The sequence below is a fragment of the Pseudomonas sp. genome (assembly GCF_035554175.1).
Taxonomy (GTDB): domain Bacteria; phylum Pseudomonadota; class Gammaproteobacteria; order Pseudomonadales; family Pseudomonadaceae; genus Aquipseudomonas.
The window spans coordinates 1-22,606 of sequence record NZ_DATMIV010000004.1; the positions used below are offsets into that span (position 1 = coordinate 1).

Below are 22,606 nucleotides of genomic sequence, written 5' to 3' on the forward strand. Positions count from 1 at the left end.
ATCCCGCAGCGAAGGAACCCGAGCCTGCGAGGGCCGAACGCAGGAGCAAGCCTTTTTGGGTACTTTTTCGGCGTCTGGAAAAAGTGCCTCGCCGTAAGGGCGAAACCGCCAGCAGCCGCTACCGAAGCAACGGATATTCACTCAAAACCCCCAGGGAGCATGGTCGGCCCAAAGGCCACCAAGGCACAAAAAAAAGCCCCGACCAACAGGCCGGGGCTCCTTCAAACATCAGTCAAAAGATCAAAACCGCTCGATCTTCGCCTCAGCTTCCAACTGCTTGCGATACGCCGCAAAGTCCTGCTGTCCCTCACGGGATGCCAGGAAGCGACGATACTGCGCCTTCTCCTCATCCGTCGGCGCAGCCGCTTCATTGACGCCGTTCAGACGCACAATCATCAAGCTGCCGTCCGGCAATGTAACGCTGGTGAACGTCGGCTTGTCCTTGGCAGCCGGCTTTGGCATACGGAACAACGCCTGCAGCACAGCCGGATCAACACCTTCCTGACCACGGGTGGCTGCTTCGGTGGTTTTCCAGTTCTGACCCTCGACCGCCTTGTCCAGCGGCGCCTTGCCGTCGCGCAGGTTGGCAATCAGCTTCTCGGCACGGGTCTTGGCCTCGGCACTGGCGTGCTCCTTGGTCAGCTGAGTGCGGATAGCCGCGCTCACGCTTTCCAGCGGCAGTTGCGCAGGCTTCAGATGTTCCTTGGCGCGCAGCACGATCACGGTTTCCGGATCCAGCTCGATGGCTGTGCTGTTGGCACCTTCATCAATCACTTCCGGGCTGAACGCGGCAGTGACTACAGCACGATTGGCGGCAACACCTTCGCCGCCTTCACGGCCGAACGGCTTGGAGGTGTGCACGGTCAGTTTCAGATCCGCTGCCGGCTGGGCCAGGTCAGAAGCTTCGAACGCCGAATCTTCCAGTTGCTTGGTCGCCTCAACGAAACGCTGCTCGACCTGAGCCGCTTTCAGCTCGCGGGTCAGCTTGTCTTTCAGGCTGGCCAGGGTCGGCACTTCAGGCGCCTCGACACCCAGCAGCTTGATCAAGTGATAACCGAAGTCGGTACGGATCGGCTCGGACACTTGGTCTTTCGACAGCGAGTACAGAGCTTTCTCGAAGGCCGGGTCGTACACGCCAGGACCGGCGTAACCGAGGTCACCGCCATTGTTCGCCGAGCCCGGATCCTGCGAGAACTCCTTGGCCAGCGCTTCGAACTTCTCGCCTTTGGCCAGACGCGCCTGAACTTCGTCGATCTTCGCCTTGGCTTGCGCTTCGGTGGTCTTGTCGTTCACTTCGATCAGGATGTGGGCGGCACGACGTTGTTCCGACAGGTTGGCGATTTCTTTTTGATACGCCGCCTGCAGGTCTTCATCCTTGACCGCAACCTGATCGAAGAACGAGGACTTCTTCAGCTCGACGTAATCGATGATCACCTGATCCGGGGTCATGAATTCCTTGGCGTGTTCGTCGTAGTAAGCCTTGACCTCATCATCGGTCAGCTTGACCGACGCCGGGTCGGCTTTGACGTTCAACGTGGCGAAATCGCGGGTCTGTTTTTCCAGACGGGCAAATGCCAGCACTTCAGCGTCGGTGACGAAACCGCTGCCCGCCACACCGGCGCGCAGCTGACCGATGAGCATTTCCTGAGCCAGCATCTGGCGGAACTGCATACGGCTGTAACCCAGTTGACGGATGACCTGGTCGAAACGCTCGGAGCTGAATTTACCGTCTACCTGAAATTCAGGCGTCTGCAGGATCACCTGATCCAGCGCGGCTTCGGAGAACGAGAACTTCGCCTGTTCGGCACCTTGCAGCAGCAGCTTGCGATCGATCAGGCCTTTGAGGGCCGATTCGCGGAGCATTTTTTCGTCGAGCAAGGAAGCATCGAAGTCCTTGCCCAGCTGTTGCATCAGCTGACGGCGTTGCATGTCAACGGCCTGGCTCAGCTCGTTCTGGCTGATTTCGTCACCGTTGACCTTGGCCGCCTCGTTCTTGTGAGTCGTGGCCTGGAAAATGGCGTCGAAACCGGTCAGAGCCATCAGTGCAACGATGACCCCGATAATTGTCTTGGCAATCCAGCCTTGTGAATTGTCCCTGATATTCTGCAGCATGCGTCCCCCAGAAACGGTTGAACTTCAATTTAGGCAACCGTGGAGCGTGGGTAGAATCCGGATAGAAGAAAGGCGCATCCGAGGATGCGCCTTCTCGTAACTGGCGGAGCGGACAGGGCTCGAACCCTCGATCCCGGCGTTACAGGTGCCTGTTCCAGCCACCTGCTCTACCGCTCCGCTGCCAAGTCAGGCTTGACCCCGACCCGGATGGGTAAAAACCTGAAAACTCAGTTAACAGCTTCTTTCAGTGCTTTACCGGCTTTGAAACCTGGCTTCTTGGCAGCCGGGATTTCCAGAGTCTTGCCGGTTTGCGGGTTGCGACCGGTACGAGCCGGACGGTCAGTCACGGAGAAAGTACCGAAACCAACCAGAACAACGGAGTCGCCAGCCTTCAGAGCGCCAGTGACGGATTCGATTACAGCGTCCAGCGCACGGCCAGCAGCAGCTTTCGGGATATCAGCGGATGCAGCGATAGCATCAATCAGTTCCGACTTGTTCACTCTAAGTCCCCTTATATCTATTTTGAGATGTTTCTAAGTTTTTTGGTGAAAGCAAAAACGAGTGCTGAATGGCCTACAGACACTTAAGAGCCGCTTTATAACAAGGGCTCTAAAAAGCTGTCAAGGAAAGCCCCCCAGGCGAAAACGTATTAATGCGTGCTGATTCTTTCCTTAGCGTCAGACTCGCGTTTTTCGTCCTTGGCAACTATCTCCGGAGCCACATCCGGCAAGGGCTCCGGCGCGTATTGCAGCGCAATTTGCAGGACCTCGTCAATCCATTTAACCGGTTTGATCTGCAGATCCTGCTTGATATTGTCGGGAATCTCCTTCAGATCGCGGACGTTTTCTTCCGGAATAATCACAATCTTGATTCCGCCACGATGTGCCGCCAGCAGTTTTTCCTTCAAACCGCCAATCGCCAGCACCTGACCGCGCAGCGTGATTTCCCCGGTCATGGCAACATCGGCGCGCACCGGAATGCCGGTCAATGCCGATACCAGCGCCGTGCACATGCCCACGCCAGCGCTGGGACCGTCTTTAGGCGTTGCCCCTTCCGGCATGTGGATGTGGGTGTCGCGCTTCTCGTGGAAGTCCAGCGGAATCCCCAGGCTCTTGGCGCGGCTGCGCACAACGGTCTGCGCGGCAGTGATCGATTCGACCATCACATCGCCCAGTGAACCGGTCTTGATCAGCTGCCCTTTGCCTGGAATCACGGCAGCTTCGATCGTCAGCAATTCGCCACCAACCTGGGTCCAGGCCAGGCCAGTCACCTGCCCCACCTGATCCTGCTGCTCGGCCAGACCATAGCGGAACTTGCGTACACCGAGGAAATGCTCGAGCAGGTCTGCTGTCACTTTCACCGAGAAGCGTTTTTCCAGTGCGTGTTCTTTGACGGCCTTGCGGCAGACCTTGGCGATCTGCCGCTCGAGACCACGCACACCCGCTTCACGGGTGTAATAACGAATGATGTCGCGGATCGCTTCTTCGTCGAACTCCAACTCGCCCTTCTTCAGGCCGTTGGCGGTGATCTGTTTTGGCGACAGGTATTTGACCGCGATGTTGATCTTCTCGTCTTCGGTGTAACCCGGCAGACGGATGACTTCCATCCGGTCCAGCAGCGCAGGCGGGATGTTCATCGAGTTGGAGGTGCACAGGAACATCACATCGGAAAGGTCGTAATCGACCTCCAGATAGTGATCGTTGAAGTTGTGATTTTGCTCAGGATCGAGCACTTCCAGCAACGCCGACGCTGGATCGCCACGCATGTCGCTGCCCATCTTGTCGATTTCATCGAGCAGGAACAGCGGGTTGCGTACGCCCACTTTTGTCATCTTTTGAATCAATCTTCCCGGCATCGAACCGATGTAAGTCCGGCGGTGGCCGCGAATTTCCGCTTCATCACGCACGCCACCGAGGGCCATACGTACGAATTTGCGGTTGGTCGCGTGAGCAATCGACTCCGCCAGCGAGGTTTTACCCACGCCTGGTGGACCGACCAGGCACAACACCGGGCCACGAATTTTCTTCACGCGTTTCTGCACGGCGAGATATTCAAGGATGCGTTCCTTGACCTCCTCCAGGCCATAGTGATCGGCGTCGAGAATGTCTTCTGCACGGGCCAGATCCAGACGCACTTTGCTCTGCGCCTTCCACGGCACTTGCACCAGCCAGTCGATGTACGAGCGCACCACGGTGGCTTCAGCCGACATCGGCGACATCTGCTTGAGCTTGTTCAGCTCAGCGGTAGCCTTGGCCAGCGCGTCTTTCGGCAGGCCGGCGGCGTCGATGCGTTTTTTCAGCTCTTCGATCTCGTTGTGACCTTCGTCACCGTCGCCCAGCTCTTTTTGAATGGCCTTCATCTGCTCATTCAGGTAGTACTCGCGCTGGCTGCGCTCCATCTGTTTTTTGACGCGGCCGCGAATGCGCTTTTCAACCTGGAGCAGGTCGATCTCGGCATCCAGCAGCGCCAGAACGTGCTCGACGCGAGCCGAGAGGTCGATGATCTCGAGGATTTCCTGCTTCTGTTCGATTTTCAGCGCCATGTGCGCGGCCATGGTGTCTACCAGACGCCCCGGCTCATCGATGCTGTTGAGCGACGACAGGACTTCAGCAGGCACCTTCTTGCCCAGCTGGACGTATTGTTCGAACTGCGACAGCAGCGTGCGCACGAACACTTCGGATTCGCGCTCGGCGGCATCGACTTCTTCGATCAGCGAGACTTCGGCGCGGCAGTGGCCATCGACTTCACTGAAGCGCTCGACCGTGCCACGCTGCTCACCTTCAACCAGAACCTTGACGGTGCCATCTGGCAACTTCAGCAGCTGCAGAACCGTGGCAATCGTGCCTACGCGATAGAGAGCGTCTTCACCGGGATCATCGTCCGCCGGGTTTCTTTGGGCCAGCAGCAGAATCTGCTTGTCACCCGTCATCGCGGCCTCGAGGGCTTCGATGGACTTCTCGCGCCCCACGAACAGCGGGATAACCATGTGCGGATAAACCACGACATCACGCAATGGCAGGAGAGGCAATTCGATGGTTGTCTTCATGATTTCGCCTCTACGGCGGCCGTATGGCCGTAATCAGATGGAATTGAGCTTGAAACCAAGATGGGGTCTGCCTCGAAAAAAAACAAGCGTAAAGCTGCGGTAAAAAACGACATAAAAAAAAAGAGGCCCGAAGGCCCCTTCTTTGTTGCGGTGCGGTGCGCTTACGCGTCCGGCGCCGCCTTGGCCGTCGGCTCACTGTTTTCGTAGATATACAGTGGCTTGGACTTGCCTTCGATCACGCTTTCGTCGATCACGACTTTGCTCACCTCGGACTGCGAGGGGATTTCATACATCGTGTCGAGCAGCACACCTTCGAGAATCGAACGCAGGCCACGGGCACCGGTTTTACGCTCCAGGGCACGCTTGGCGACCGATTTCAGTGCGTCGGAACGGAATTCCAGATCCACGCCTTCCATCTCGAACAGCTTGGCATACTGCTTGGTCAAGGCATTTTTCGGCTCGGTAAGGATCTGCATCAGCGCAGCCTCGTCGAGCTCGTCCAGCGTCGCAAGCACCGGCAGACGACCGACGAATTCCGGGATCAGACCGAACTTGACCAGATCGTCAGGCTCGACTTCACGCAGGGACTCACCGACCTTCTTGCCTTCTTCCTTGCTGCGCACTTCGGCGTTGAAGCCGATGCCGCCCTTGGTGGAACGGTTCTGAATGACCTTTTCCAGGCCGGAGAACGCACCACCACAGATGAACAGGATGTTACGGGTGTCGACCTGCAGGAATTCCTGCTGCGGGTGCTTGCGGCCACCTTGCGGCGGTACCGAAGCTACCGTGCCTTCGATCAACTTGAGCAAGGCCTGCTGCACGCCTTCACCGGAAACATCGCGGGTGATCGACGGGTTGTCGGACTTGCGGGAAATCTTGTCGATTTCGTCGATGTAGACAATGCCCATCTGGGCTTTCTCTACGTCGTAATCGCATTTCTGCAGCAGCTTCTGAATGATGTTCTCGACGTCCTCGCCCACATAACCCGCCTCGGTGAGGGTGGTTGCGTCGGCGATAGTGAACGGAACGTTCAGCAAGCGGGCCAGTGTTTCGGCCAGCAGGGTTTTACCAGAGCCTGTCGGGCCGATCAGCAGGATGTTGCTCTTGCCGAGTTCGACGTCGTCAGCCTTTTTGTCACGCTGGTTCAGGCGTTTGTAGTGGTTGTATACCGCTACGGCCAAAACCTTTTTCGCACGCTCCTGACCAATGACGTACTGGTCAAGGATGCCGCTGATTTCTTTAGGCGAAGGCAATTTATGCGCGCTGCTTTCGGCCTGTGCTTCCTGCACCTCCTCGCGGATGATGTCATTGCACAGGTCGACGCACTCGTCGCAGATAAAGACCGAGGGGCCGGCAATCAATTTGCGCACTTCATGCTGGCTTTTGCCACAGAAGGAGCAATAGAGCAGCTTGCCGTTGTCCTCGCCGTTGCGGGTGTCAGTCATTCGTTCGATCCAAATCCGATAGGCTTGCAACACAAGATGAAGGCTATTGCGGGCTTTTTCAAGCCCGCCGCTGATCGGACATGCCGATCAGGCCTGTTTTGCGCTGCTTATATTAAGCTGGACGCTGATTGATCACTTCGTCGATCAGGCCGTATTCCTTCGCAGCTTCGGCACTCATGAAGTTGTCGCGATTGGTATCGCGCTCGATTTCTTCCAGAGTACGGCCGCTGTGGTAGGCCATCAGCTTGTTCAGACGTTCGCGGATGAAGAGGATTTCCTTGGCGTGGATTTCAATGTCCGACGCCTGGCCCTGGAAACCGCCCAGTGGCTGGTGAATCATCACGCGCGAGTTCGGCAGGCAGAAACGCTTGCCCGGAGCACCTGCGGTGAGCAGGAATGCGCCCATGCTGCAGGCCTGACCGATGCAGGTGGTCGATACGTTTGGCTTGATGAACTGCATGGTGTCGTAGATCGACATGCCCGCAGTCACCGAACCGCCCGGGGAGTTGATGTACAGATGGATGTCCTTGTCCGGGTTTTCCGCTTCAAGGAACAGCAGTTGCGCACAGATCAGGTTGGCCATGTAGTCCTCTACCGGGCCGACCAGAAAGATCACTCGCTCCTTGAGCAGGCGCGAGTAGATGTCGTAGGCGCGTTCGCCACGAGCGGACTGCTCTACAACCATCGGGACCAGGCCGCCTGCGGCCTGGATATCAGAGTTCTGCTGAATATAAGAATTACGGAACATGCTCTGCAGTCGCTCCCAAATAGTTATGTCTTGAATACGCATAAGCCAGCTCGAGAGCTGGCTTATGGTGTGTACTTCTAACGCAAAATCAATCAGTCGGCTGCTGGAGCTTCTACCGGCTTGACTGCTTCTTCGTAGGAGACCGCTTTGTCGGTCACACTAGCTTTCTGCAGAACAGTATCCACAACTTGTTCTTCCAGCACAACCGAACGCACCTCGTTCAGTTGCTGCTCGTTTTTGTAGTACCACGACACAACCTGCTCTGGCTCCTGGTAAGCCGAAGCCATTTCCTGAATCATTTCGCGAACGCGAGCTTCGTCAGGCTTCAGATCGAACTGCTTGACCACTTCGGCCACGATCAGGCCCAGGACTACGCGACGCTTGGCTTGTTCTTCGAACAGCTCGGCCGGCAGTTGGTCTGGTTTGATGTTGCCACCGAACTGCTGAACAGCCTGCACGCGCAGACGGTCAACTTCGTTGGACAGCAGTGCCTTTGGCACTTCGATCGGGTTGGTGGCCAGCAGACCATCCATGACCTGGTTCTTGACCTTGGACTTGATCGCCTGACGCAGTTCACGCTCCATGTTCTTGCGAACTTCGGTGCGGAAACCGTCGATGCCGCTTTCCTTGATGCCGAATTGAGCGAAGAACTCTTCGTTCAGCTCAGGCAGCTTAGGCTCGGACACAGTGTTGACAGTCACGGTGAATTCGGCGGTTTTGCCAGCCAGATCCAGGTTCTGATAGTCCTCTGGGAAGGTCAGGTTCAGAACGCGCTCTTCGCCAGCCTTGGCGCCAACCAGGCCATCTTCGAAGCCCGGGATCATGCGGCCGGAACCGAGCACCAGCTGAGTGCCTTTGGCGGAACCGCCAGCGAACACTTCGCCGTCAACCTTGCCAACGAAATCGATGTTCAACTGGTCTTCGTTCTGGGCAGCACGGTCGGCCACTTCAAAACGGGTGTTCTGCTTGCGCAGGATGTCGAGCATCTTGTCCAGGTCAGCGTCGGCCACTTCCGCGCTCAGACGCTCAACGGTGATGCCTTCGAAGCCGGCAACGGTAAACTCCGGGAACACTTCGAACACAGCAACGTATTCCAGATCCTTGCCCGCTTCGAGGGACTTTGGCTCGATCGACGGCGAACCGGCAGGGTTGAGTTTCTGCTCAACCACGGCTTCGTAGAACGAAGACTGGATCACGTCGCCGACAGCTTCCTGACGGGCATCAGCACCGAAACGGCGCTTGATTTCGCTCATTGGCACTTTGCCTGGACGGAAGCCAGCAATTTTGGCCTTTTGGGCAGTCTGCTGCAGACGCTTGTTGACCTGAGTCTCGATGCGCTCTGCCGGCACGGTGACGCTCATGCGGCGCTCGAGAGCAGTAGTATTTTCAACAGAAACTTGCATGGATATTCCTCGTTGCACAGACGTAAGCCGGCCGTTTCCGACCCCAGAATCAAGGGCATGCATTCTAGTGGGTCAAACTCAAGAAGTCACCCTACTGAAAACGGGTAAAAAAACAGCAGGCAATTTATAGGGATCGCTGCACGAATGCGTTGCGCTCCACTGGCGAATACAACCGATAACGTCAGGGCTCTGCATCAACGCTTCTATATATAGAAGAGACGAACAATTACGCCCCGACAGCCATTCCTGTGAAACCGGAATGACGAGCAGATCAGCCTCATCGGAACCTGTAAATACGATGAAGTGCCCTGCCCCACGATCCGAAACCGGCCTTGGTCGGCTTTCAAAACCGCTAAAACAAAAAAGGCGCCAGACTGTTAAATCTGGCGCCTCTCGAAATATGGGGTGGACGATGGGGATCGAACCCACGACAACGGGAGTCACAATCCCGTGCTCTACCAACTGAGCTACGCCCACCATATTGCGTAACAAAAAAGCCAACAGCTTCTTTGTTGAAACTTCATCAGGCCTACGGCGCAAAGGAAGCTTTTATCTGGTGCGGATGAAGAGACTCGAACTCTTACGCCTCGCGGCGCTGGAACCTAAATCCAGTGTGTCTACCAATTCCACCACATCCGCGGATGAAGCTTTTAAAGCAAAGGCGCCAGACCGTTAAATCTGGCGCCTTTCGAAATATGGGGTGGACGATGGGGATCGAACCCACGACAACGGGAGTCACAATCCCGTGCTCTACCAACTGAGCTACGCCCACCATATCGCGCTACTTGTGCCAAAGCTGCCTATTGGCGCACCCGGCAGGACTCGAACCTGCGACCATCCGCTTAGAAGGCGGATGCTCTATCCAGCTGAGCTACGGGCGCCTTGTTAATCTGTACTCTTAAAGGACTACAAACTAAGTGCTTTCCGGTGTCGCAGAACCTTGATTCCGCTTCACCTTCTTAACCAGTGCTAGGCTGTGCCCGACAAGTGCGACGAATAGTATAGAGGGCTCCAAAGGTCGTCAAATCCTTTTTGAAAAAAATTCATTTAATTAAAGGAGTTAGAGGAATTTGCTGACCAAGCGCCTTTGCCCTCACCGCTCGACATGCGAGAATGCGTTCTCATTTTTTCCCCTCTCGATGGTTAATCACGCGCAATGACTGCACAACTAATCGACGGCAAATCGATCGCCGCCAGCCTGCGCCAGCAGATCGCCCAACGAGTTGCCGAGCGTCGCCAGCAAGGCCTGCGCACCCCCGGCCTCGCGGTGATCCTGGTCGGCAGCGATCCTGCCTCTCAGGTTTATGTCTCGCACAAGCGTAAAGACTGTGAAGAGGTCGGCTTCCTCTCTCAAGCCTACGACCTGCCCTGCGACACCACTCAGGACGCTCTGACCGATCTGATCGATCGCCTCAATGACGACCCGGCCATCGACGGCGTTCTTCTGCAACTGCCTTTGCCAGAGCACCTCGACGCCTCGAAGCTGCTGGAACGCATCCGCCCGGACAAAGACGTCGACGGCTTCCACCCGTACAACGTCGGTCGCCTGGCCCAGCGCATCCCCCTGCTGCGTCCGTGCACACCGAAAGGCATCATGACCCTGCTGGAAAGCACCGGTGCTGACCTTTACGGGATGGACGCTGTAGTCGTCGGCGCCTCCAATATCGTCGGTCGCCCGATGGCCATGGAATTGTTGCTGGCCGGCTGCACCGTCACCGTGACCCACCGTTTCACCAAGGATCTGGCCGGTCATGTCGGCCGTGCTGATCTGGTGGTCGTCGCTGCCGGCAAGCCAGGCCTGGTCAAGGGCGAGTGGATCAAGGAAGGCGCGATCGTGATCGACGTCGGTATCAACCGTCAGGACGACGGCAAACTGGTCGGTGATGTCGTCTACGAAACCGCCCTGCCCCGCGCTGGCTGGATCACCCCAGTACCCGGCGGCGTCGGCCCGATGACCCGCGCCTGCCTGCTCGAAAACACCCTCTACGCGGCTGAAACCCTGCACGTCTGACCGGGTTTTTCCGCCGCACCGGAACCCCGCCTTGTGCGGGGTTTTTCATGCCTGAGAAAAAACTCTAACCGTTCGCCGGAAACCACTCTTTTTACAGGCCTTTTCACGAGATTTTCAGGTCGATCAAACAACCATCGACAGATCTTCAGCCATACTTCTAGAATGCGACGCTTTGAAGAAATAACCCGTTACAAACTAACGGAATTCCAACCTTTATGAGTTAGCCCGCGTGAAAATTCGTCTTTCGATTCTGAGCCTGTTTTTTGCGTTCACAGGCACTTTCATCACGCCAACGATCAACGCTGCGGAAACCACCGCTGTCCCACGCGACGCTTCGACATTGAAGATCGCGTCCGGCAGCGCTCTGCTCATGGACATGCAGACCAATAAAGTCATTTACTCCAGCAATCCTGACGTGATCGTGCCGATCGCTTCCGTCAGCAAGCTGATGACTGGCCTGGTGGTGGTTGAAGCACGACAGAACATGGACGAATGGATCGATGTCGATATCAGGAACACCCCGGAAATGAAGGGCGTGTTTTCCCGGGTCAAACTCAAGAGTGAATTGCCGCGCCGCGAGATGCTGCTGATTGCCTTGATGTCCTCGGAAAACCGCGCCGCCACGAGCCTGGCCCATCACTATCCCGGCGGCTATGCAGCGTTTATCGCGGCAATGAACGCCAAGGCCAAGGCATTGGGCATGACCAGCACCCACTTCGTGGAACCGACCGGCCTGTCGGAGCGCAACGTTTCCACCGCTCGCGACTTGAGCAAGCTGCTTGTTGCCGCGCATAAGTATCCGCTTCTGGTCGAACTGACCACCACCAAGGAAAAAACCGTGGCGTTCCGCAAGCCTAATTACACCTTGGGCTTTCGCAATACTGATCACTTGGTCAATAAGGCCGATTGGGACATCAAGATCACCAAGACCGGCTTCACCAACCCGGCGGGCCATTGCCTGGTGCTGGTGACAAAGATGGGCAACCGCCCAGTCGCCCTGGTAATTCTCGATGCGTTTGGCAAATACACGCATTTTGCCGACGCCAGCCGCATCCGCAGTTGGGTGGAAACCGGGCGTAGCGCCAATGTGCCTGCAGTGGCGCAGCAATACAAAGCCGACAAGAACCTCAAGAGCCGCCAGAGCGGCGTGGTCGAAGCGGCGAAATAAATATTGCGACATGAAAAAGCCCCGAATCTTCGGGGCTTTTTTTCGCCTGTGCATCAGTCGTTGGGCAGCGGCATCTTGTCATCATCGGGGATGCCATCGCCGGAGCCCGGCTCTGGCGAAACCTCCGGCGTCAGCACATTGGGCCGGGCCAGCGGATCGCGCATCGGACTGCCCGGATCCAGCACCGGATCAACTCCCTCCTCCGGCGTGGTCGGCACGCTCTCGGGTTTGTGGTCATCGAAGCTTGAATCGGTACTCATACGCACCTCGCCTCAAGGTTTCAGATCGGCCATGGGATCGTAGGGCTTGGCCGGTTTTTTCGGATCTTCGCCGCGCTCGACATCCAGCGGCGCCTTCGCAGGACCGATCGGATCGACTTGCGGATCGTCGAGGTCTGGCGAATCCGGATCGAATCCCAGATCATCGCCAGAGGAATGCTCGGACGAGTGCGGGCCTTTCGGGGTTGGGGAATCTGCCATGTTGCCTCCTTGATTCACCCGCGAAGCACGGGTACTGATATTCAGAGGCTTGCCGGGCGCAGTCGTGCCCGGCAGATGACGAACGGAAGGTCTATTGCGCCGCGAGGGCCTTTCGCGCCTGCGCCGCAGCGTTTTCTTCACCGGCCTGCGCCAGTTCATCGGCGGCTTTCAGCCAACGGGAGCGGTCGACAGATGCCGGAATCTGCGACGGTTTCTGAATGAGGATTGCCCAGCCACCGGCCTTTTCGAGCGCTGATTCAAAGCTGCCGAAGTCCATCAATTGCCGGCGGTTCATGCCAGCGCGCAGCAGCACTTTCTGTTTATTGCGGTCGTAGCCGGACAGAATGGCGTAACGCGGTTCGGCCCAGAATGCCGAACCCTCGCTGAAACGCACCATAACCGGATAACCCGCAGCAACCTGGGCCAGCAAGGCTGGCAGCTTGCTCTCGAGTGGATAGACCACCAGACCATATTCGCGGGCGAGGTTTTGCATGTTCTGCTGCAGCTTGTCTTCAGCACCCGGCAAGTGCAGCGGTTTTTCCAGAAGGCCCGGGGTAATCACGATGCCTTGCTGCGACAACAGACTGGCCAGCACCTGTGGCCCACTCTGATTGGCTTCGCCACGGTAAAAGGTGCCGCTGAGTTCGACCCGTTCCGGCAAGCGTTTGACTTCAGGCGCGACACTGCCTGCACATCCGGCCATTGCCACCACGCTAACGCCAATCAGCAGCGCCCCGCGCACTCGAGAAAATACCTGCACCATTGTCACTCTCTTCAGACGCCGGTCATCGTGCTCCGGCAACGCCAGCGATCATAGAGCCGCACCCGCCCGCGGTATAGCCTTAAACCGCAGACGCGGCGATTGCATAGAGCGAACTGATTGATCACTGCCGACCTTTGGTCAATAGCTTGAAACACCCCATTGACTAGACTGTCACTGAAATAGAGCGAATTGCGAAAAGCGAGCGCCCGACGCAGGGCGAAGAGGAGGCACCAATGAGCCTGACCATGACCATCGTAATGTTGATTGCCGGCTGGCTGGCCGTAGCGACTGCCATGTTGTGGGGTGTGTTGCGGATTTCCCGGCGGCATCATCATCCGGTGCGGACGATGCCGATTGAGAAGAAAAAGAAACATTCCGTGCGGCATGCGACTGCCCACTGAAGATCACCATGATCTTCCCTTCACAAGAGCGCTCGGCAGCGCTCTCGATATCCAGCGAATCGTGAATAAAAAACCGCCTGGGCTCAAAAAGCCCAGGCGGTCTTTGCGTTGTCAGCGTTTACGCCTGCTGAGCAACCCGCTTCTGCTTCGCCCGGCGCGACATCATGTTCAACACCTCGATGCCGGCCGAGAACGCCATGGCCGCGTACACATAACCTTTCGGTACGTGGGCGCCGAAGCCTTCGGCGATCAGCGTCATGCCGATCATGATCAGGAAGCCCAGCGCCAGCATGACCACCGTCGGGTTGTCGTTGATGAACTTGGCCAACGGATCAGCCGCGAGCAACATCACCAGCACCGACACCACCACCGCGATGATCATGATCGGCAAGTGTTCGGTCATGCCGACAGCGGTAATGATGCTGTCGATCGAGAACACCATGTCAAGCATCAGGATCTGACCGATAGTCGCGGCAAAACCCAGAGTCACGGTCGAGGTCGCGGTCTTCGGATCCTCCGGCGCCGGATCCATGCTGTGATGGATCTCGGTCGTGGCTTTCCAGACCAGGAACAGACCACCGGCGATCAGGATCATGTCCTTCCAGGAGAACGCCTGACCGAGGATTTCAATCACCGGCTCGGTCAACTGGACAATGAAGGCGATGGTGCTCAACAGCGCCAGACGCAGGATCAGGGCCATGCCGATACCGATACGGCGCGCCTTCTGGCGATGCTGTTCGGGCAGTTTGTTGGTCAGGATCGAGATAAAGATCAGGTTATCGATGCCGAGCACGATTTCCATCACCACCAGTGTGGCCAATGCAACCCAGGCGGTGGGGCTGGCGGCGAGTTCTAACAGATATTCCATGGGTCAGTCCTGACTCTGTGTAAGACGGTTTAGATGGTCTTGAAGGAAGATTCGGATTCTTCCGTTTCTTTTTCCGGTGTCTCTTTTTTCTGAATCAACCCACCGGTGGCATCGCTCAGCGCCTGCTCGGCAGCCTTGTGGGTGTCGTCGATCGCTTGCTTGGCAGTTTCCGCCGCCGCGCCCATCAACTGCTGGGCGCTTTTTTCGGCCTGATCACAACCGGCCAGAACCAGTAAAGACGCAAACATCAATGCAGGGAATGTGTATTTCATAAGGTTTCCTTCGAATGAACAGACAGGCGCAACGACCGGCCGTCGATGGCTGGGCATTCTAGGGAGATGAACACTTCAGGAAAATTCGTATTTTTAGCGGCTATACTTCGGTTTTAACGAAGTGGCGATTGATATGCTCAATTACCGGCAACTGCATTACTTCTGGGTCGTGGCCAAAACCGGCAGCATCGTCCGCGCCTGCGAGCAGTTGAACCTGACCCCGCAAACCATCAGCGGGCAGATTTCCCTGCTCGAGCAAACCTACGGCGTCGAGTTGTTTCGCCGCGTCGGCCGGCAGCTGGAGCTTACCGAAGCCGGACGCCAGGCCCTGCCCTACGCTGAGCAAATGTTTCAACTGGGCGGCGAACTTGAGCTGATGCTGCGTGCGCAACCGAATGAGCAGCAGATCCTGTTCCGGGTCGGCGTCGCCGACGTGGTGCCAAAATCCATCGTCTATCGCCTGATTGCGCCGACCATGGAGTTGAGCGAGCCGCTGCGCATCACCTGCCGAGAGGACAAACTCGAACGCTTGCTGGCAGATCTGGCCATTCAGCGTCTGGACCTGGTGATCTCGGACAGCCCGATGCCCTCGCATCTGGATATCAAAGGCTACAGCCAGAAGCTTGGAGAATGCGGAATCAGCTTTTTCGCCACTGCCGAACTGGCCGCGCAGTATGGCCAGGACTTCCCGCGCAGCCTGCACGGCGCACCGCTGCTGATTCCCGGCGCGGAAACCGTGGTGCGCAGCCGCTTGCAGCGCTGGTTCGCCGAGCAGCAGATCCAGCCGCAGATCGTCGGCGAGTTCGATGACAGTGCCTTGATGCAGGCCTTCGGCCAATCCGGCAGCGGGATTTTTATCGGCCCGAGCGTGATCGCCGAGGAAGTGAAGCGCCAGTACAGCGTCCAGCTGATTGGCCAGACCGACGCCGTGAGCGAGTCGTTCTATGCCATTTCGGTAGAGCGCAAGGTCAAGCACCCTGGCATCGTTGCGATTACCGAGGGTGCCCGACGCGAGTTGTTTACCGGGTTATGAAGCTTGCGCGCATGTCTCTCGCGGCTTGAGGGTCATCAGCACCATGGCGAGAAACACCGAGAGCAGAATAAAGCCCGCAGCGGCAAACCCGAGAAAGCCCAGACCGGCACTGTCGATGACCCGACCGCCGACCATCGCGCCCAGGCCGATGCCGAGGTTGGCCCCGGCGATGTTCAACGAGGCGGCAAAGGCTGGCGCCTCTGGTGCGGCTTTCATCAGGCGCACGTGGCTGACCAGAAACAACGCGGCCTGGGTCACGCCCCAGATCCCCAGCGCCACCGCCAGCCCCAGCGGCGAATGAATATTCGGCACCAGCGAGACCATGCCGGCAATCATGAATGCACAGAACAATACCGACGCCCCGAGCGGATGCCGATCCACCGCACGCCCGCCCAGCGAATTACCGATCAGCCCGACCGCACCGAAGGCCATCAGGCACCAACCGACCACGGTGCCGTTGAAACCGGCGAGACGTTCGAGGATGTCTGCAAGGTAGGTGTAAGCGGTGAACATGCCACTGAACACCAGAATCGACAGCACGATATGGCCGATCATCAATGGACTGCGCAGGATCTTGAACTGCGAACGAAAGCTCACCTGATGCTGGTGCAGGCTGGTTTTCGGCAGATAGACCAACAGCAGCAAGGCTTTGGCAAATGCGATCAGCGCCAGAATACCGAATGCGCTGCGCCAGCCGAACGCATCGGAAATCAGCGTGCCGACCGGAATGCCGAATACCGTAGCGCAGACGATACCGAAGCCTATCTTGGCAATCGCCCGACCGGCGAAATCCGGGCCGACGATGTCCACCGCCGTCTCGCTGGCCAAGGCCCAGAACACCGGCAAGCCCAACGCCGGAATCAAGCGCGCAATGGCCATCACCCAGATGTTCGGCGCCAGCGCTGCGACGGTATTGGCCAGGCCGAACATGATCAGGATGGTGATGAACAGTTTGCGCCGTTCGAAACGGGCGAAATACGCGGTCAAAAACGGCCCGAACAGCGCCACGGTAAAGGCGAACAACGTCACCAGCAGCCCGGCTTGCGGGATGGTGACTTCGAGGTCTCGGGCAATCGCCGGCAACAGGCCGACGATGACGAATTCCGTGGTCAGCACCGTGAACCCGGCGGCGGACAACAGAAGAATAGGCAACAGCATGCGCAACTCCAGCAAAACGACGACACCAGCGTTGACCCGGAGGCCCGCTGGCAGAACTTGAAAATGAGGATGGCGAATCTTAACAGACTGTGTCCGGGCTGAGTTGCACAAAGCTGCCGATCTGTGTGGCCGATCCGGTGGCAGATCGTCACAGGCCTGAAGGATTGGGCCTACGCTGTGATAAAGTCCGCGCCCTGAAAAATCGTACAGCTGTGTAACGCTGCGTTCGGCGGCGTTGCTGTCACTTCGACAGGCGTTTCGTGACTGCCCACGACGCTGCGCACCCTATAAAAACAGAGATGCCGTTATGACCGCTTCATCCCCTTCTCTCCTGCTACGCCTGAAAAACCTGAGTCTGGTCAGCCAGATCGTCATCGGCCTGATCGCCGGCATCGCCCTGGCTCTGTTCGCTCCGGAAGCGGCGAAGTCCACCGCGTTCATCGGCAAGGTGTTTGTCTCGGCGTTGAAAGCCGTGGCGCCGATACTGGTGTTCGTGCTGGTGATGGCTTCGATTGCCAACCACAAGCACGGTCAGGAAACCCACATTCGGCCGATTCTGTTCCTCTATCTGCTGGGCACTTTCGCCGCTGCGGTGGTGGCCGTGGTCGCCAGCATGAGCTTCCCCTCGAGTCTGGTGCTGTCCACCGAAAACGTTTCGGTCACGGCGCCCGGCGGCATCAGCGAGGTGCTGCAAAGCCTGTTGCTGAGCGTTGTCGACAACCCGGTCAGCGCGCTGATGAATGCCAATTTCATCGGCATTCTGGCCTGGGCGATCGGTATGGGCATCGCCATTCGCCACGCCGGCGACACCACCCGCGAAGTGCTCGATGACCTGTCCAACGGCGTAACCCTGATCGTGCGCGTAGTGATTCGCTTCGCGCCGCTGGGCATCTTCGGCCTGGTGGCTTCGACCCTGGCCACCTCCGGTTTCGGCGCGCTGCTCGGTTATGCGCACCTGCTGGCCGTGCTGCTGGGCTGCATGCTGTTCGTCGCGCTGGTGATGAACCCGCTGATCGTGTTCTGGAAGCTGCGCCGCAATCCGTATCCACTGACCCTGATGTGCCTGCGCGAGAGCGGGATCACCGCGTTCTTCACCCGCAGCTCGGCGGCGAACATTCCGGTCAATCTGGAACTGAGCAAACGTTTGGGTCTGCATGAAGACACCTACTCGGTATCGATCCCGCTCGGCGCCACCATCAATATGGCTGGTGCAGCGATCACCATCACCGTACTGACCCTCGCTGCCGTGCACACGTTGGGGATCACCGTGGACATCCCGACCGCCATCCTGCTCAGCGTCGTCGCGGCGATCTGCGCCTGCGGCGCTTCGGGTGTGGCCGGTGGTTCGCTGCTGCTGATTCCGCTGGCGTGCAGTCTGTTCGGCATCCCGAGCGAGATCGCCATGCAGGTCGTCGCGGTGGGCTTCATTATTGGCGTGCTGCAGGATTCAGCGGAGACCGCGCTGAACTCGTCGACTGACGTGCTGTTTACAGCGGCGGCTTGCCTGGGTGAGGAAGAGAAGGCTCAGCGTACGGCGTAATCGCGTTACCTGTGGGAGCGAGCCTGCTCGCGAAAGGGGCGAGACATTCAGCATTAATATCGCCTGATACGCCGCATTCGCGAGCAGGCTCGCTCCTCCCCAAAAAAAGCCCGCCAAGGCGCGAACCTTGGCGGGCTTTTTTGTATCCAGGTGTTTAGAACGCGCCCATGTAATCGCGCTTGCCCACTTCAACACCGTTATGACGCAGCAGCGCATAAGCCGTCGTCACGTGGAAGAAGAACTGCGGCAACCCGTAAGTCAGCAGATACGCCTGACCACTGAAGCGCTTCTCTTTTGGCGTGCCCGGACGAGTCACGATTTCGATGCCTTCCTTGCCGTCGATCTGCTCTGGCTTGATCTCGCCGATGAAGGCCAGAACCTTGGCGATCAGCGCTTGCAGGTCGGCGAAGGTGGTTTCAGTGTCGTCGTACTTCGGCAGTTCGACTTCGGCCAGACGCGCCGACACACCTTTGGCGAAATCCACCGCGATCTGCACCTGACGCACCAGCGGGAACATGTCCGGGTACAACCGCGCTTGCAGGAAGACACTCTGGTCGATGTTTTTCGCGCTGGCGTGGGCTTCAGCCTTGTTCAGCACATCGCTCAGGGCGTTGAGCATTTGTTGAAAAACCGGGACGGATGCGGCGTACAGTGAAATGGTCATGGCAATCTCATGTGATGGCTGGGTAATACGTGGTGGCGATTATAGCCATGCTTGATGACCACACGGCTTGCCTTTTGTTTGGCAAGGATTAGGCTAGGCGGCTTCGACTGCAGAGGGAACGCGCGATGACCACCGAACAAGAATCCACCTCCGAACAGCCACGGCTCAATGCCACGGAAATCCGCATTCTGGGCGCGCTGATCGAAAAACAGGCGACCAACCCGGAAACCTACCCGCTGACCCTCAACGCGCTGGTGCTGGCCTGCAATCAGAAAACCAGCCGCGAACCGGTGATGAACCTCAATCAAGGCCAGGTCGGCCAGAGCCTGCGCACGCTGGAAAGTCGGGGTTTCACCAAGCTGGTGATGGGCAGTCGCGCCGACCGCTGGGAACACAAGGTCGACAAGGCGCTGGAGCTGGTACCGGCGCAGGTGATCCTTACCGGTTTGATGTTTTTGCGCGGGCCGCAAACCGTCAATGAACTGCTCACCCGCAGCGGGCGCATGCATGAGTTCGAAGACGCCGAGCAGGTCGTGCATCAGCTTGAACGATTGATCGCTCGTGGACTGGCAGTGCTGATTCCACGTCAGTCAGGGCAGCGCGAAGATCGCTACACCCATGCGCTGGGCGATCCGGCGGATATCGAGGCGATATTGGCGGCGCGGCAAAATCCCGGGGAGCGTCCCAGCGCTGGCGTTTCGCTGGAGCGTATCGAAGAGCTGGAAGCACGGATTGCATTGCTGGAAGAGCGCCTGGCCCGCCTCGAATAACCACCACAAAGCCACTGTGGGAGCGAGCCTGCTCGCGAAAGCGTAGTGTCAGTCACCACGATCTCGAATGACCCATCGCCGTCGCGAGCAGGCTCGCTCCCACAGGGTCTGCGCCATGTTCAGTTGCCCGCTTTATTCGCCATCCCAATAATCCACCCCATCCGCCTGCCGCGCGACCGCGACAAATCCGGAGGTATTGCCCTCGGCATCCACCGCGAAGTTATCCATCACCGCATACTTGTTCGAATCCGGATACTCGCAAATCTCCGGCTGCTGCTGGGTGCTGATCGCCAGATAATGCAATTCGCCCGCACTGGTATTGATGATCTGATGGGCCTTCTCCGGCCCGCCCGGTGGGCAGGCGATCACATCACCCGCGCGGATCGGAAAACGCTCGCCCCCCAACCGCACCTCGCCCTCTCCGGCCACCACGTAGAACATTTCCTCGTTGACCCGATGACTGTGAAACGGGCTGCCGCGCATGCCCGCTGGCAGTGCATACAGACGATAGCCGAGTTTTTGCGCACCCAATTGCTGGCCGATCCGCGCAAAACGCTGCTGATAACGCCCGGCGGTTTCGCCTTCGGGGGCAAGGGCTTCGGGCAGGGGTTCGAGTTCGACCTCGTTGAGGTTGAGGATGGGCGGATGCATGGTTGGCCTCGGAGATTTTTTTCTGTAATGGGCGCTGGCGAGGATTATAGACAGCGATCCAGACCCGCAGCGCGGCCTTCGCGAGCAGGCTCGCTCCCACCTTCAATCGAATTCCAACGGCAGGAATACGCTCAACCTGTGGGAGCGAGCCTGCTCGCGAAGAGGCCCGTTCAGCCACCGCAACACTCAGCTACGGGCAAAATTCACCGCCGCAGCAAACTGCGCCTCATTCGGCCGCACCCCGGTGTACAGCACGAACTGCTCCAGCGCCTGGATGGCAATCACTTCCAGCCCGGTGATCACGCGCTTGCCCTCGGCCCGCGCGCGCACGATCAGCGGCGTCTCCGAGGGAATCGCCACCACATCGAACACGGTGTCCGCCGTTTTGATCACTTCGGGCTCAAATGCCAGCTGCCCTGCTTCCGGCCCGCCGTCCATGCCCACCGGCGTCACATTGATCAGCATCTGCGGGCGCTCGTCGGCCAGCTCGGCCTGCCAGCGATAACCCAGCGAATCCGCCAGCGCACGCCCGGCTCGCTCGTTACGGGCGACGATCAGACCGTTCCTGTAACCGCCGTCACGCAACGCACTGGCCACCGCTTTGGCCATGCCGCCGCTGCCGCGCAGGGCGAACGTTGAAGCCTTGGGCACCGCGTGGCTTTCAAGCAACTGCGCCACGGCGATGTAATCAGTGTTGTAGGCCTTGAGGTGGCCATTGGTGTTGACGATAGTGTTGATCGACTGGATCGCCGCCGCCGACGCATCCAGCTCATCGACCAGCGCAATACAGGCTTCCTTGAACGGCATCGACACACCGCAGCCGCGAATGCCCAGCGCACGGATGCCGCCGACCGCGCCGGTCAGATCCTGGCTGCTGAACGCCTTGTAATAGAAGTTCAGGCCCAGCTGTTCATACAAATGGTTGTGAAAACGCAGACCGAAGTTCCCCGGGCGCCCGGACAGGGACATGCACAGTTGGGTGTCTTTATTCGGGTTCATCTGCATGAAACTTCTCCTTCAAACGCACTTTCGGATGGACGGGATTGGCCAGCCCACCGGGTTCTGAATCATCATTGCGGCTTGTTCAAGGCGCCGCGCTGTCGGGTAAAAAAGCCGCTACAGACCTTACACAAAATTTACCCAGCGGCTGTGCTGAATTTCGCAAATTTGCTGTCTCAGCTGTATCCCCGCGACAACTGTGGGCCTGGTTCAGGCCCAGCCGCCGGGTCGAAGAACCGAGGACTTATCATGATTCGTAAACTTCCCATCATGGCTTTGTTGATTGGCGCACTCGCGGTCACCGGCGAGGCTGAAGCGGGTGGTGGCCATGGCTGGCAGGGCCCTGCAGTGTTTGGCGCGATCGTCGGCTCGGCCATCATCGGCTCGGCACTGATCAATCAGGATCGACCGGTGTATGTGCAGCAACAACCGGTTTATGTTCAGCCGCAACCGGTCTATGTGCAGCAACCGCCTCCACCGGTCTACTACCAACCGGCGCCGGTGTATGTACAGCAACCGGTTTACGTGCAGCCGGCCCCCGTATACTACGGCCCGCCGCGCGGTTACTACGGCCGGCCCCATGGCTACTACTATGGCGGCCCGCATGGCTACTACGGCGGTCCACGCTGGTAAGCAAATACCGAGCCCCGCTTTCAAGCGGGGCTTTTTTATGACCGCTGGTCGGGGCAGGTCTGAAATAATCTCGCCAAGGTCGCTGCCGGGACAGTTCGAGCAGCTAAAGTCGGCATGATGGAATCGACCGTTGGCACTTTTTTCATCAAACGGTCACTGCTTTGTCATGACGGAACCGCAAGCTGAATCCGTCCGTAAACAACAGATCGATAACAACAAGGACGACTGTATGCCCACTCAAAATCCGCACCGCATCGTCGGTTTGTGCACCTCTGGCAAAGTCTACAGTGCGCTGACCGAACTCAAGCACCTCGAAGGCCACCGCTGCGCCAAGCTGCTGTCGCTGCTGGCCGAGAACCTGGTGCACAAGGGCCTGCTCAACGAACGCGAAGTCATGCACATGCTCGATCAAGTGGTCGAATGACGCCAGAGACCTCACTGG

Annotated in this window: 23 protein-coding genes and 4 tRNA genes; 8 read left to right on the forward strand and 19 right to left on the reverse strand. The window is 58.1% G+C overall.

The window, feature by feature from the left end; translation table 11 throughout:
- Nucleotides 1–240: 240 nt before the first annotated feature.
- The 10 genes from VNV36_RS01645 to VNV36_RS01690 all read right to left on the reverse strand — a co-directional run bounded on the left by VNV36_RS01645 (nt 241) and on the right by VNV36_RS01690 (nt 9,635).
- Nucleotides 241–2,112 (reverse strand): SurA N-terminal domain-containing protein, encoded by a 1,872-nt coding sequence (locus VNV36_RS01645; protein ID WP_325715613.1) that lies wholly within the window; start codon nt 2,110–2,112, stop codon nt 241–243.
- A 227-nt stretch (nt 2,113–2,339) separates the two neighbouring features.
- Complete coding sequence (locus tag VNV36_RS01650; protein ID WP_003183171.1) at nt 2,340–2,612, reverse strand: HU family DNA-binding protein; 273 nt, start codon at nt 2,610–2,612, stop codon at nt 2,340–2,342.
- A 149-nt stretch (nt 2,613–2,761) separates the two neighbouring features.
- Nucleotides 2,762–5,158, reverse strand: a complete 2,397-nt coding sequence (lon, locus tag VNV36_RS01655) for an endopeptidase La (protein ID WP_206421867.1) — start codon at nt 5,156–5,158, stop codon at nt 2,762–2,764.
- Nucleotides 5,159–5,319: 161 nt separating this feature from the next.
- Nucleotides 5,320–6,603, reverse strand: coding sequence for an ATP-dependent Clp protease ATP-binding subunit ClpX (gene clpX / locus VNV36_RS01660; protein WP_016775335.1), 1,284 nt, complete (start codon nt 6,601–6,603; stop codon nt 5,320–5,322).
- A 112-nt stretch (nt 6,604–6,715) separates the two neighbouring features.
- Nucleotides 6,716–7,351, reverse strand: coding sequence for an ATP-dependent Clp endopeptidase proteolytic subunit ClpP (gene clpP, locus VNV36_RS01665; RefSeq protein WP_325715621.1), 636 nt, complete (start codon nt 7,349–7,351; stop codon nt 6,716–6,718).
- A gap of 92 nt (nt 7,352–7,443) precedes the next feature.
- Nucleotides 7,444–8,754, reverse strand: coding sequence for a trigger factor (gene tig / locus VNV36_RS01670; RefSeq protein WP_325715623.1), 1,311 nt, complete (start codon nt 8,752–8,754; stop codon nt 7,444–7,446).
- Nucleotides 8,755–9,155: 401 nt separating this feature from the next.
- A tRNA-His gene (locus tag VNV36_RS01675) sits at nt 9,156–9,231 on the reverse strand.
- Between the two features lie 77 nt (nt 9,232–9,308).
- Nucleotides 9,309–9,393, reverse strand: a tRNA-Leu gene (locus VNV36_RS01680).
- 57 nt (nt 9,394–9,450) lie between these two features.
- Nucleotides 9,451–9,526: transfer RNA gene (locus VNV36_RS01685), tRNA-His, on the reverse strand.
- A 32-nt stretch (nt 9,527–9,558) separates the two neighbouring features.
- A tRNA-Arg gene (locus VNV36_RS01690) sits at nt 9,559–9,635 on the reverse strand.
- Nucleotides 9,636–9,910: 275 nt separating this feature from the next.
- On the opposite strand from VNV36_RS01690, the gene folD reads away from it, so the two are divergent.
- Together folD and pbpG are read left to right on the forward strand one after the other, a co-directional pair.
- On the forward strand, nt 9,911–10,765 hold the full coding sequence (folD, locus tag VNV36_RS01695; protein ID WP_101159166.1) for a bifunctional methylenetetrahydrofolate dehydrogenase/methenyltetrahydrofolate cyclohydrolase FolD: 855 nt from the start codon (nt 9,911–9,913) through the stop codon (nt 10,763–10,765).
- A gap of 229 nt (nt 10,766–10,994) precedes the next feature.
- On the forward strand, nt 10,995–11,933 hold the full coding sequence (gene pbpG, locus VNV36_RS01700) for a D-alanyl-D-alanine endopeptidase (protein WP_325715627.1): 939 nt from the start codon (nt 10,995–10,997) through the stop codon (nt 11,931–11,933).
- A gap of 53 nt (nt 11,934–11,986) precedes the next feature.
- On the opposite strand, the gene VNV36_RS01705 is transcribed toward pbpG, so the two are convergent.
- From VNV36_RS01705 to VNV36_RS01715, 3 genes are all read right to left on the reverse strand, one after another.
- Nucleotides 11,987–12,193, reverse strand: a complete 207-nt coding sequence (locus VNV36_RS01705) for a hypothetical protein (protein ID WP_325715630.1) — start codon at nt 12,191–12,193, stop codon at nt 11,987–11,989.
- A gap of 12 nt (nt 12,194–12,205) precedes the next feature.
- On the reverse strand, nt 12,206–12,412 hold the full coding sequence (locus tag VNV36_RS01710) for a DUF6021 family protein (RefSeq protein WP_325715632.1): 207 nt from the start codon (nt 12,410–12,412) through the stop codon (nt 12,206–12,208).
- A gap of 91 nt (nt 12,413–12,503) precedes the next feature.
- On the reverse strand, nt 12,504–13,175 hold the full coding sequence (locus tag VNV36_RS01715; RefSeq protein ID WP_325715633.1) for a C39 family peptidase: 672 nt from the start codon (nt 13,173–13,175) through the stop codon (nt 12,504–12,506).
- A gap of 233 nt (nt 13,176–13,408) precedes the next feature.
- Here VNV36_RS01715 and VNV36_RS01720 point away from each other — a divergent pair, with 233 nt between their 5' ends.
- Nucleotides 13,409–13,576, forward strand: a complete 168-nt coding sequence (locus VNV36_RS01720; RefSeq protein ID WP_325715635.1) for a hypothetical protein — start codon at nt 13,409–13,411, stop codon at nt 13,574–13,576.
- A 118-nt stretch (nt 13,577–13,694) separates the two neighbouring features.
- On the opposite strand, the gene VNV36_RS01725 is transcribed toward VNV36_RS01720, so the two are convergent.
- Together VNV36_RS01725 and VNV36_RS01730 are read right to left on the reverse strand one after the other, a co-directional pair.
- Nucleotides 13,695–14,444 carry a TerC family protein gene (locus VNV36_RS01725; protein WP_325715637.1) on the reverse strand — a complete coding sequence of 250 codons (750 nt, stop codon included), beginning with the start codon at nt 14,442–14,444 and terminating at the stop codon, nt 13,695–13,697.
- 29 nt (nt 14,445–14,473) lie between these two features.
- Complete coding sequence (locus VNV36_RS01730) at nt 14,474–14,716, reverse strand: hypothetical protein (protein WP_325715639.1); 243 nt, start codon at nt 14,714–14,716, stop codon at nt 14,474–14,476.
- 133 nt (nt 14,717–14,849) lie between these two features.
- On the opposite strand from VNV36_RS01730, the gene nhaR reads away from it, so the two are divergent.
- Complete coding sequence (nhaR, locus tag VNV36_RS01735) at nt 14,850–15,749, forward strand: transcriptional activator NhaR (protein ID WP_325715641.1); 900 nt, start codon at nt 14,850–14,852, stop codon at nt 15,747–15,749.
- Here nhaR and VNV36_RS01740 read toward each other — a convergent pair.
- Nucleotides 15,744–16,907, reverse strand: coding sequence for an MFS transporter (locus VNV36_RS01740; RefSeq protein WP_325715643.1), 1,164 nt, complete (start codon nt 16,905–16,907; stop codon nt 15,744–15,746). The genes nhaR and VNV36_RS01740 overlap by 6 nt on opposite strands.
- Nucleotides 16,908–17,214: 307 nt before the next feature.
- Between VNV36_RS01740 and sstT the strand changes: the two genes are divergently transcribed.
- A complete protein-coding gene (gene sstT, locus VNV36_RS01745; RefSeq protein ID WP_325715645.1) occupies nt 17,215–18,447 on the forward strand; it encodes a serine/threonine transporter SstT in 1,233 nt (410 codons plus the stop codon).
- Between the two features lie 154 nt (nt 18,448–18,601).
- On the opposite strand, the gene VNV36_RS01750 is transcribed toward sstT, so the two are convergent.
- Nucleotides 18,602–19,111 carry a DUF1993 domain-containing protein gene (locus VNV36_RS01750; protein ID WP_325715647.1) on the reverse strand — a complete coding sequence of 170 codons (510 nt, stop codon included), beginning with the start codon at nt 19,109–19,111 and terminating at the stop codon, nt 18,602–18,604.
- Between the two features lie 125 nt (nt 19,112–19,236).
- Here VNV36_RS01750 and VNV36_RS01755 point away from each other — a divergent pair, with 125 nt between their 5' ends.
- Nucleotides 19,237–19,881 carry a YceH family protein gene (locus VNV36_RS01755; protein ID WP_325715649.1) on the forward strand — a complete coding sequence of 215 codons (645 nt, stop codon included), beginning with the start codon at nt 19,237–19,239 and terminating at the stop codon, nt 19,879–19,881.
- 132 nt (nt 19,882–20,013) lie between these two features.
- On the opposite strand, the gene VNV36_RS01760 is transcribed toward VNV36_RS01755, so the two are convergent.
- Both VNV36_RS01760 and VNV36_RS01765 read right to left on the reverse strand, forming a co-directional pair.
- Nucleotides 20,014–20,532: a cupin domain-containing protein gene (locus tag VNV36_RS01760; protein WP_325715651.1), complete on the reverse strand. Its 519-nt coding sequence runs from the start codon at nt 20,530–20,532 to the stop codon at nt 20,014–20,016.
- A gap of 186 nt (nt 20,533–20,718) precedes the next feature.
- Nucleotides 20,719–21,537 (reverse strand): shikimate 5-dehydrogenase, encoded by an 819-nt coding sequence (locus VNV36_RS01765; RefSeq protein WP_325715653.1) that lies wholly within the window; start codon nt 21,535–21,537, stop codon nt 20,719–20,721.
- Between the two features lie 243 nt (nt 21,538–21,780).
- Between VNV36_RS01765 and VNV36_RS01770 the strand changes: the two genes are divergently transcribed.
- Nucleotides 21,781–22,164, forward strand: coding sequence for a hypothetical protein (locus VNV36_RS01770; protein ID WP_325715655.1), 384 nt, complete (start codon nt 21,781–21,783; stop codon nt 22,162–22,164).
- Between the two features lie 229 nt (nt 22,165–22,393).
- Complete coding sequence (locus VNV36_RS01775) at nt 22,394–22,588, forward strand: hypothetical protein (protein ID WP_325715657.1); 195 nt, start codon at nt 22,394–22,396, stop codon at nt 22,586–22,588.
- Nucleotides 22,589–22,606: the final 18 nt, after the last annotated feature.

Coding starts and splice junctions, on each gene's coding strand:
- VNV36_RS01740 (WP_325715643.1), bottom strand. CDS start 16,907: ATGCTGTTGCCTATTCTTCTGTTGTCCGCCGCCGGGTTCACGGTGCTG.
- VNV36_RS01720 (WP_325715635.1), top strand. CDS start 13,409: ATGAGCCTGACCATGACCATCGTAATGTTGATTGCCGGCTGGCTGGCC.
- VNV36_RS01730 (WP_325715639.1), bottom strand. CDS start 14,716: ATGAAATACACATTCCCTGCATTGATGTTTGCGTCTTTACTGGTTCTG.
- VNV36_RS01705 (WP_325715630.1), bottom strand. CDS start 12,193: ATGAGTACCGATTCAAGCTTCGATGACCACAAACCCGAGAGCGTGCCG.
- VNV36_RS01725 (WP_325715637.1), bottom strand. CDS start 14,444: ATGGAATATCTGTTAGAACTCGCCGCCAGCCCCACCGCCTGGGTTGCA.
- VNV36_RS01760 (WP_325715651.1), bottom strand. CDS start 20,532: ATGCATCCGCCCATCCTCAACCTCAACGAGGTCGAACTCGAACCCCTG.
- VNV36_RS01710 (WP_325715632.1), bottom strand. CDS start 12,412: ATGGCAGATTCCCCAACCCCGAAAGGCCCGCACTCGTCCGAGCATTCC.
- folD (WP_101159166.1), top strand. CDS start 9,911: ATGACTGCACAACTAATCGACGGCAAATCGATCGCCGCCAGCCTGCGC.
- VNV36_RS01750 (WP_325715647.1), bottom strand. CDS start 19,111: ATGACCATTTCACTGTACGCCGCATCCGTCCCGGTTTTTCAACAAATG.
- sstT (WP_325715645.1), top strand. CDS start 17,215: ATGACCGCTTCATCCCCTTCTCTCCTGCTACGCCTGAAAAACCTGAGT.
- lon (WP_206421867.1), bottom strand. CDS start 5,158: ATGAAGACAACCATCGAATTGCCTCTCCTGCCATTGCGTGATGTCGTG.
- VNV36_RS01765 (WP_325715653.1), bottom strand. CDS start 21,537: ATGCAGATGAACCCGAATAAAGACACCCAACTGTGCATGTCCCTGTCC.
- clpX (WP_016775335.1), bottom strand. CDS start 6,603: ATGACTGACACCCGCAACGGCGAGGACAACGGCAAGCTGCTCTATTGC.
- VNV36_RS01770 (WP_325715655.1), top strand. CDS start 21,781: ATGATTCGTAAACTTCCCATCATGGCTTTGTTGATTGGCGCACTCGCG.
- clpP (WP_325715621.1), bottom strand. CDS start 7,351: ATGTTCCGTAATTCTTATATTCAGCAGAACTCTGATATCCAGGCCGCA.
- tig (WP_325715623.1), bottom strand. CDS start 8,754: ATGCAAGTTTCTGTTGAAAATACTACTGCTCTCGAGCGCCGCATGAGC.
- VNV36_RS01755 (WP_325715649.1), top strand. CDS start 19,237: ATGACCACCGAACAAGAATCCACCTCCGAACAGCCACGGCTCAATGCC.
- VNV36_RS01645 (WP_325715613.1), bottom strand. CDS start 2,112: ATGCTGCAGAATATCAGGGACAATTCACAAGGCTGGATTGCCAAGACA.
- VNV36_RS01775 (WP_325715657.1), top strand. CDS start 22,394: ATGCCCACTCAAAATCCGCACCGCATCGTCGGTTTGTGCACCTCTGGC.
- VNV36_RS01715 (WP_325715633.1), bottom strand. CDS start 13,175: ATGGTGCAGGTATTTTCTCGAGTGCGCGGGGCGCTGCTGATTGGCGTT.
- nhaR (WP_325715641.1), top strand. CDS start 14,850: ATGCTCAATTACCGGCAACTGCATTACTTCTGGGTCGTGGCCAAAACC.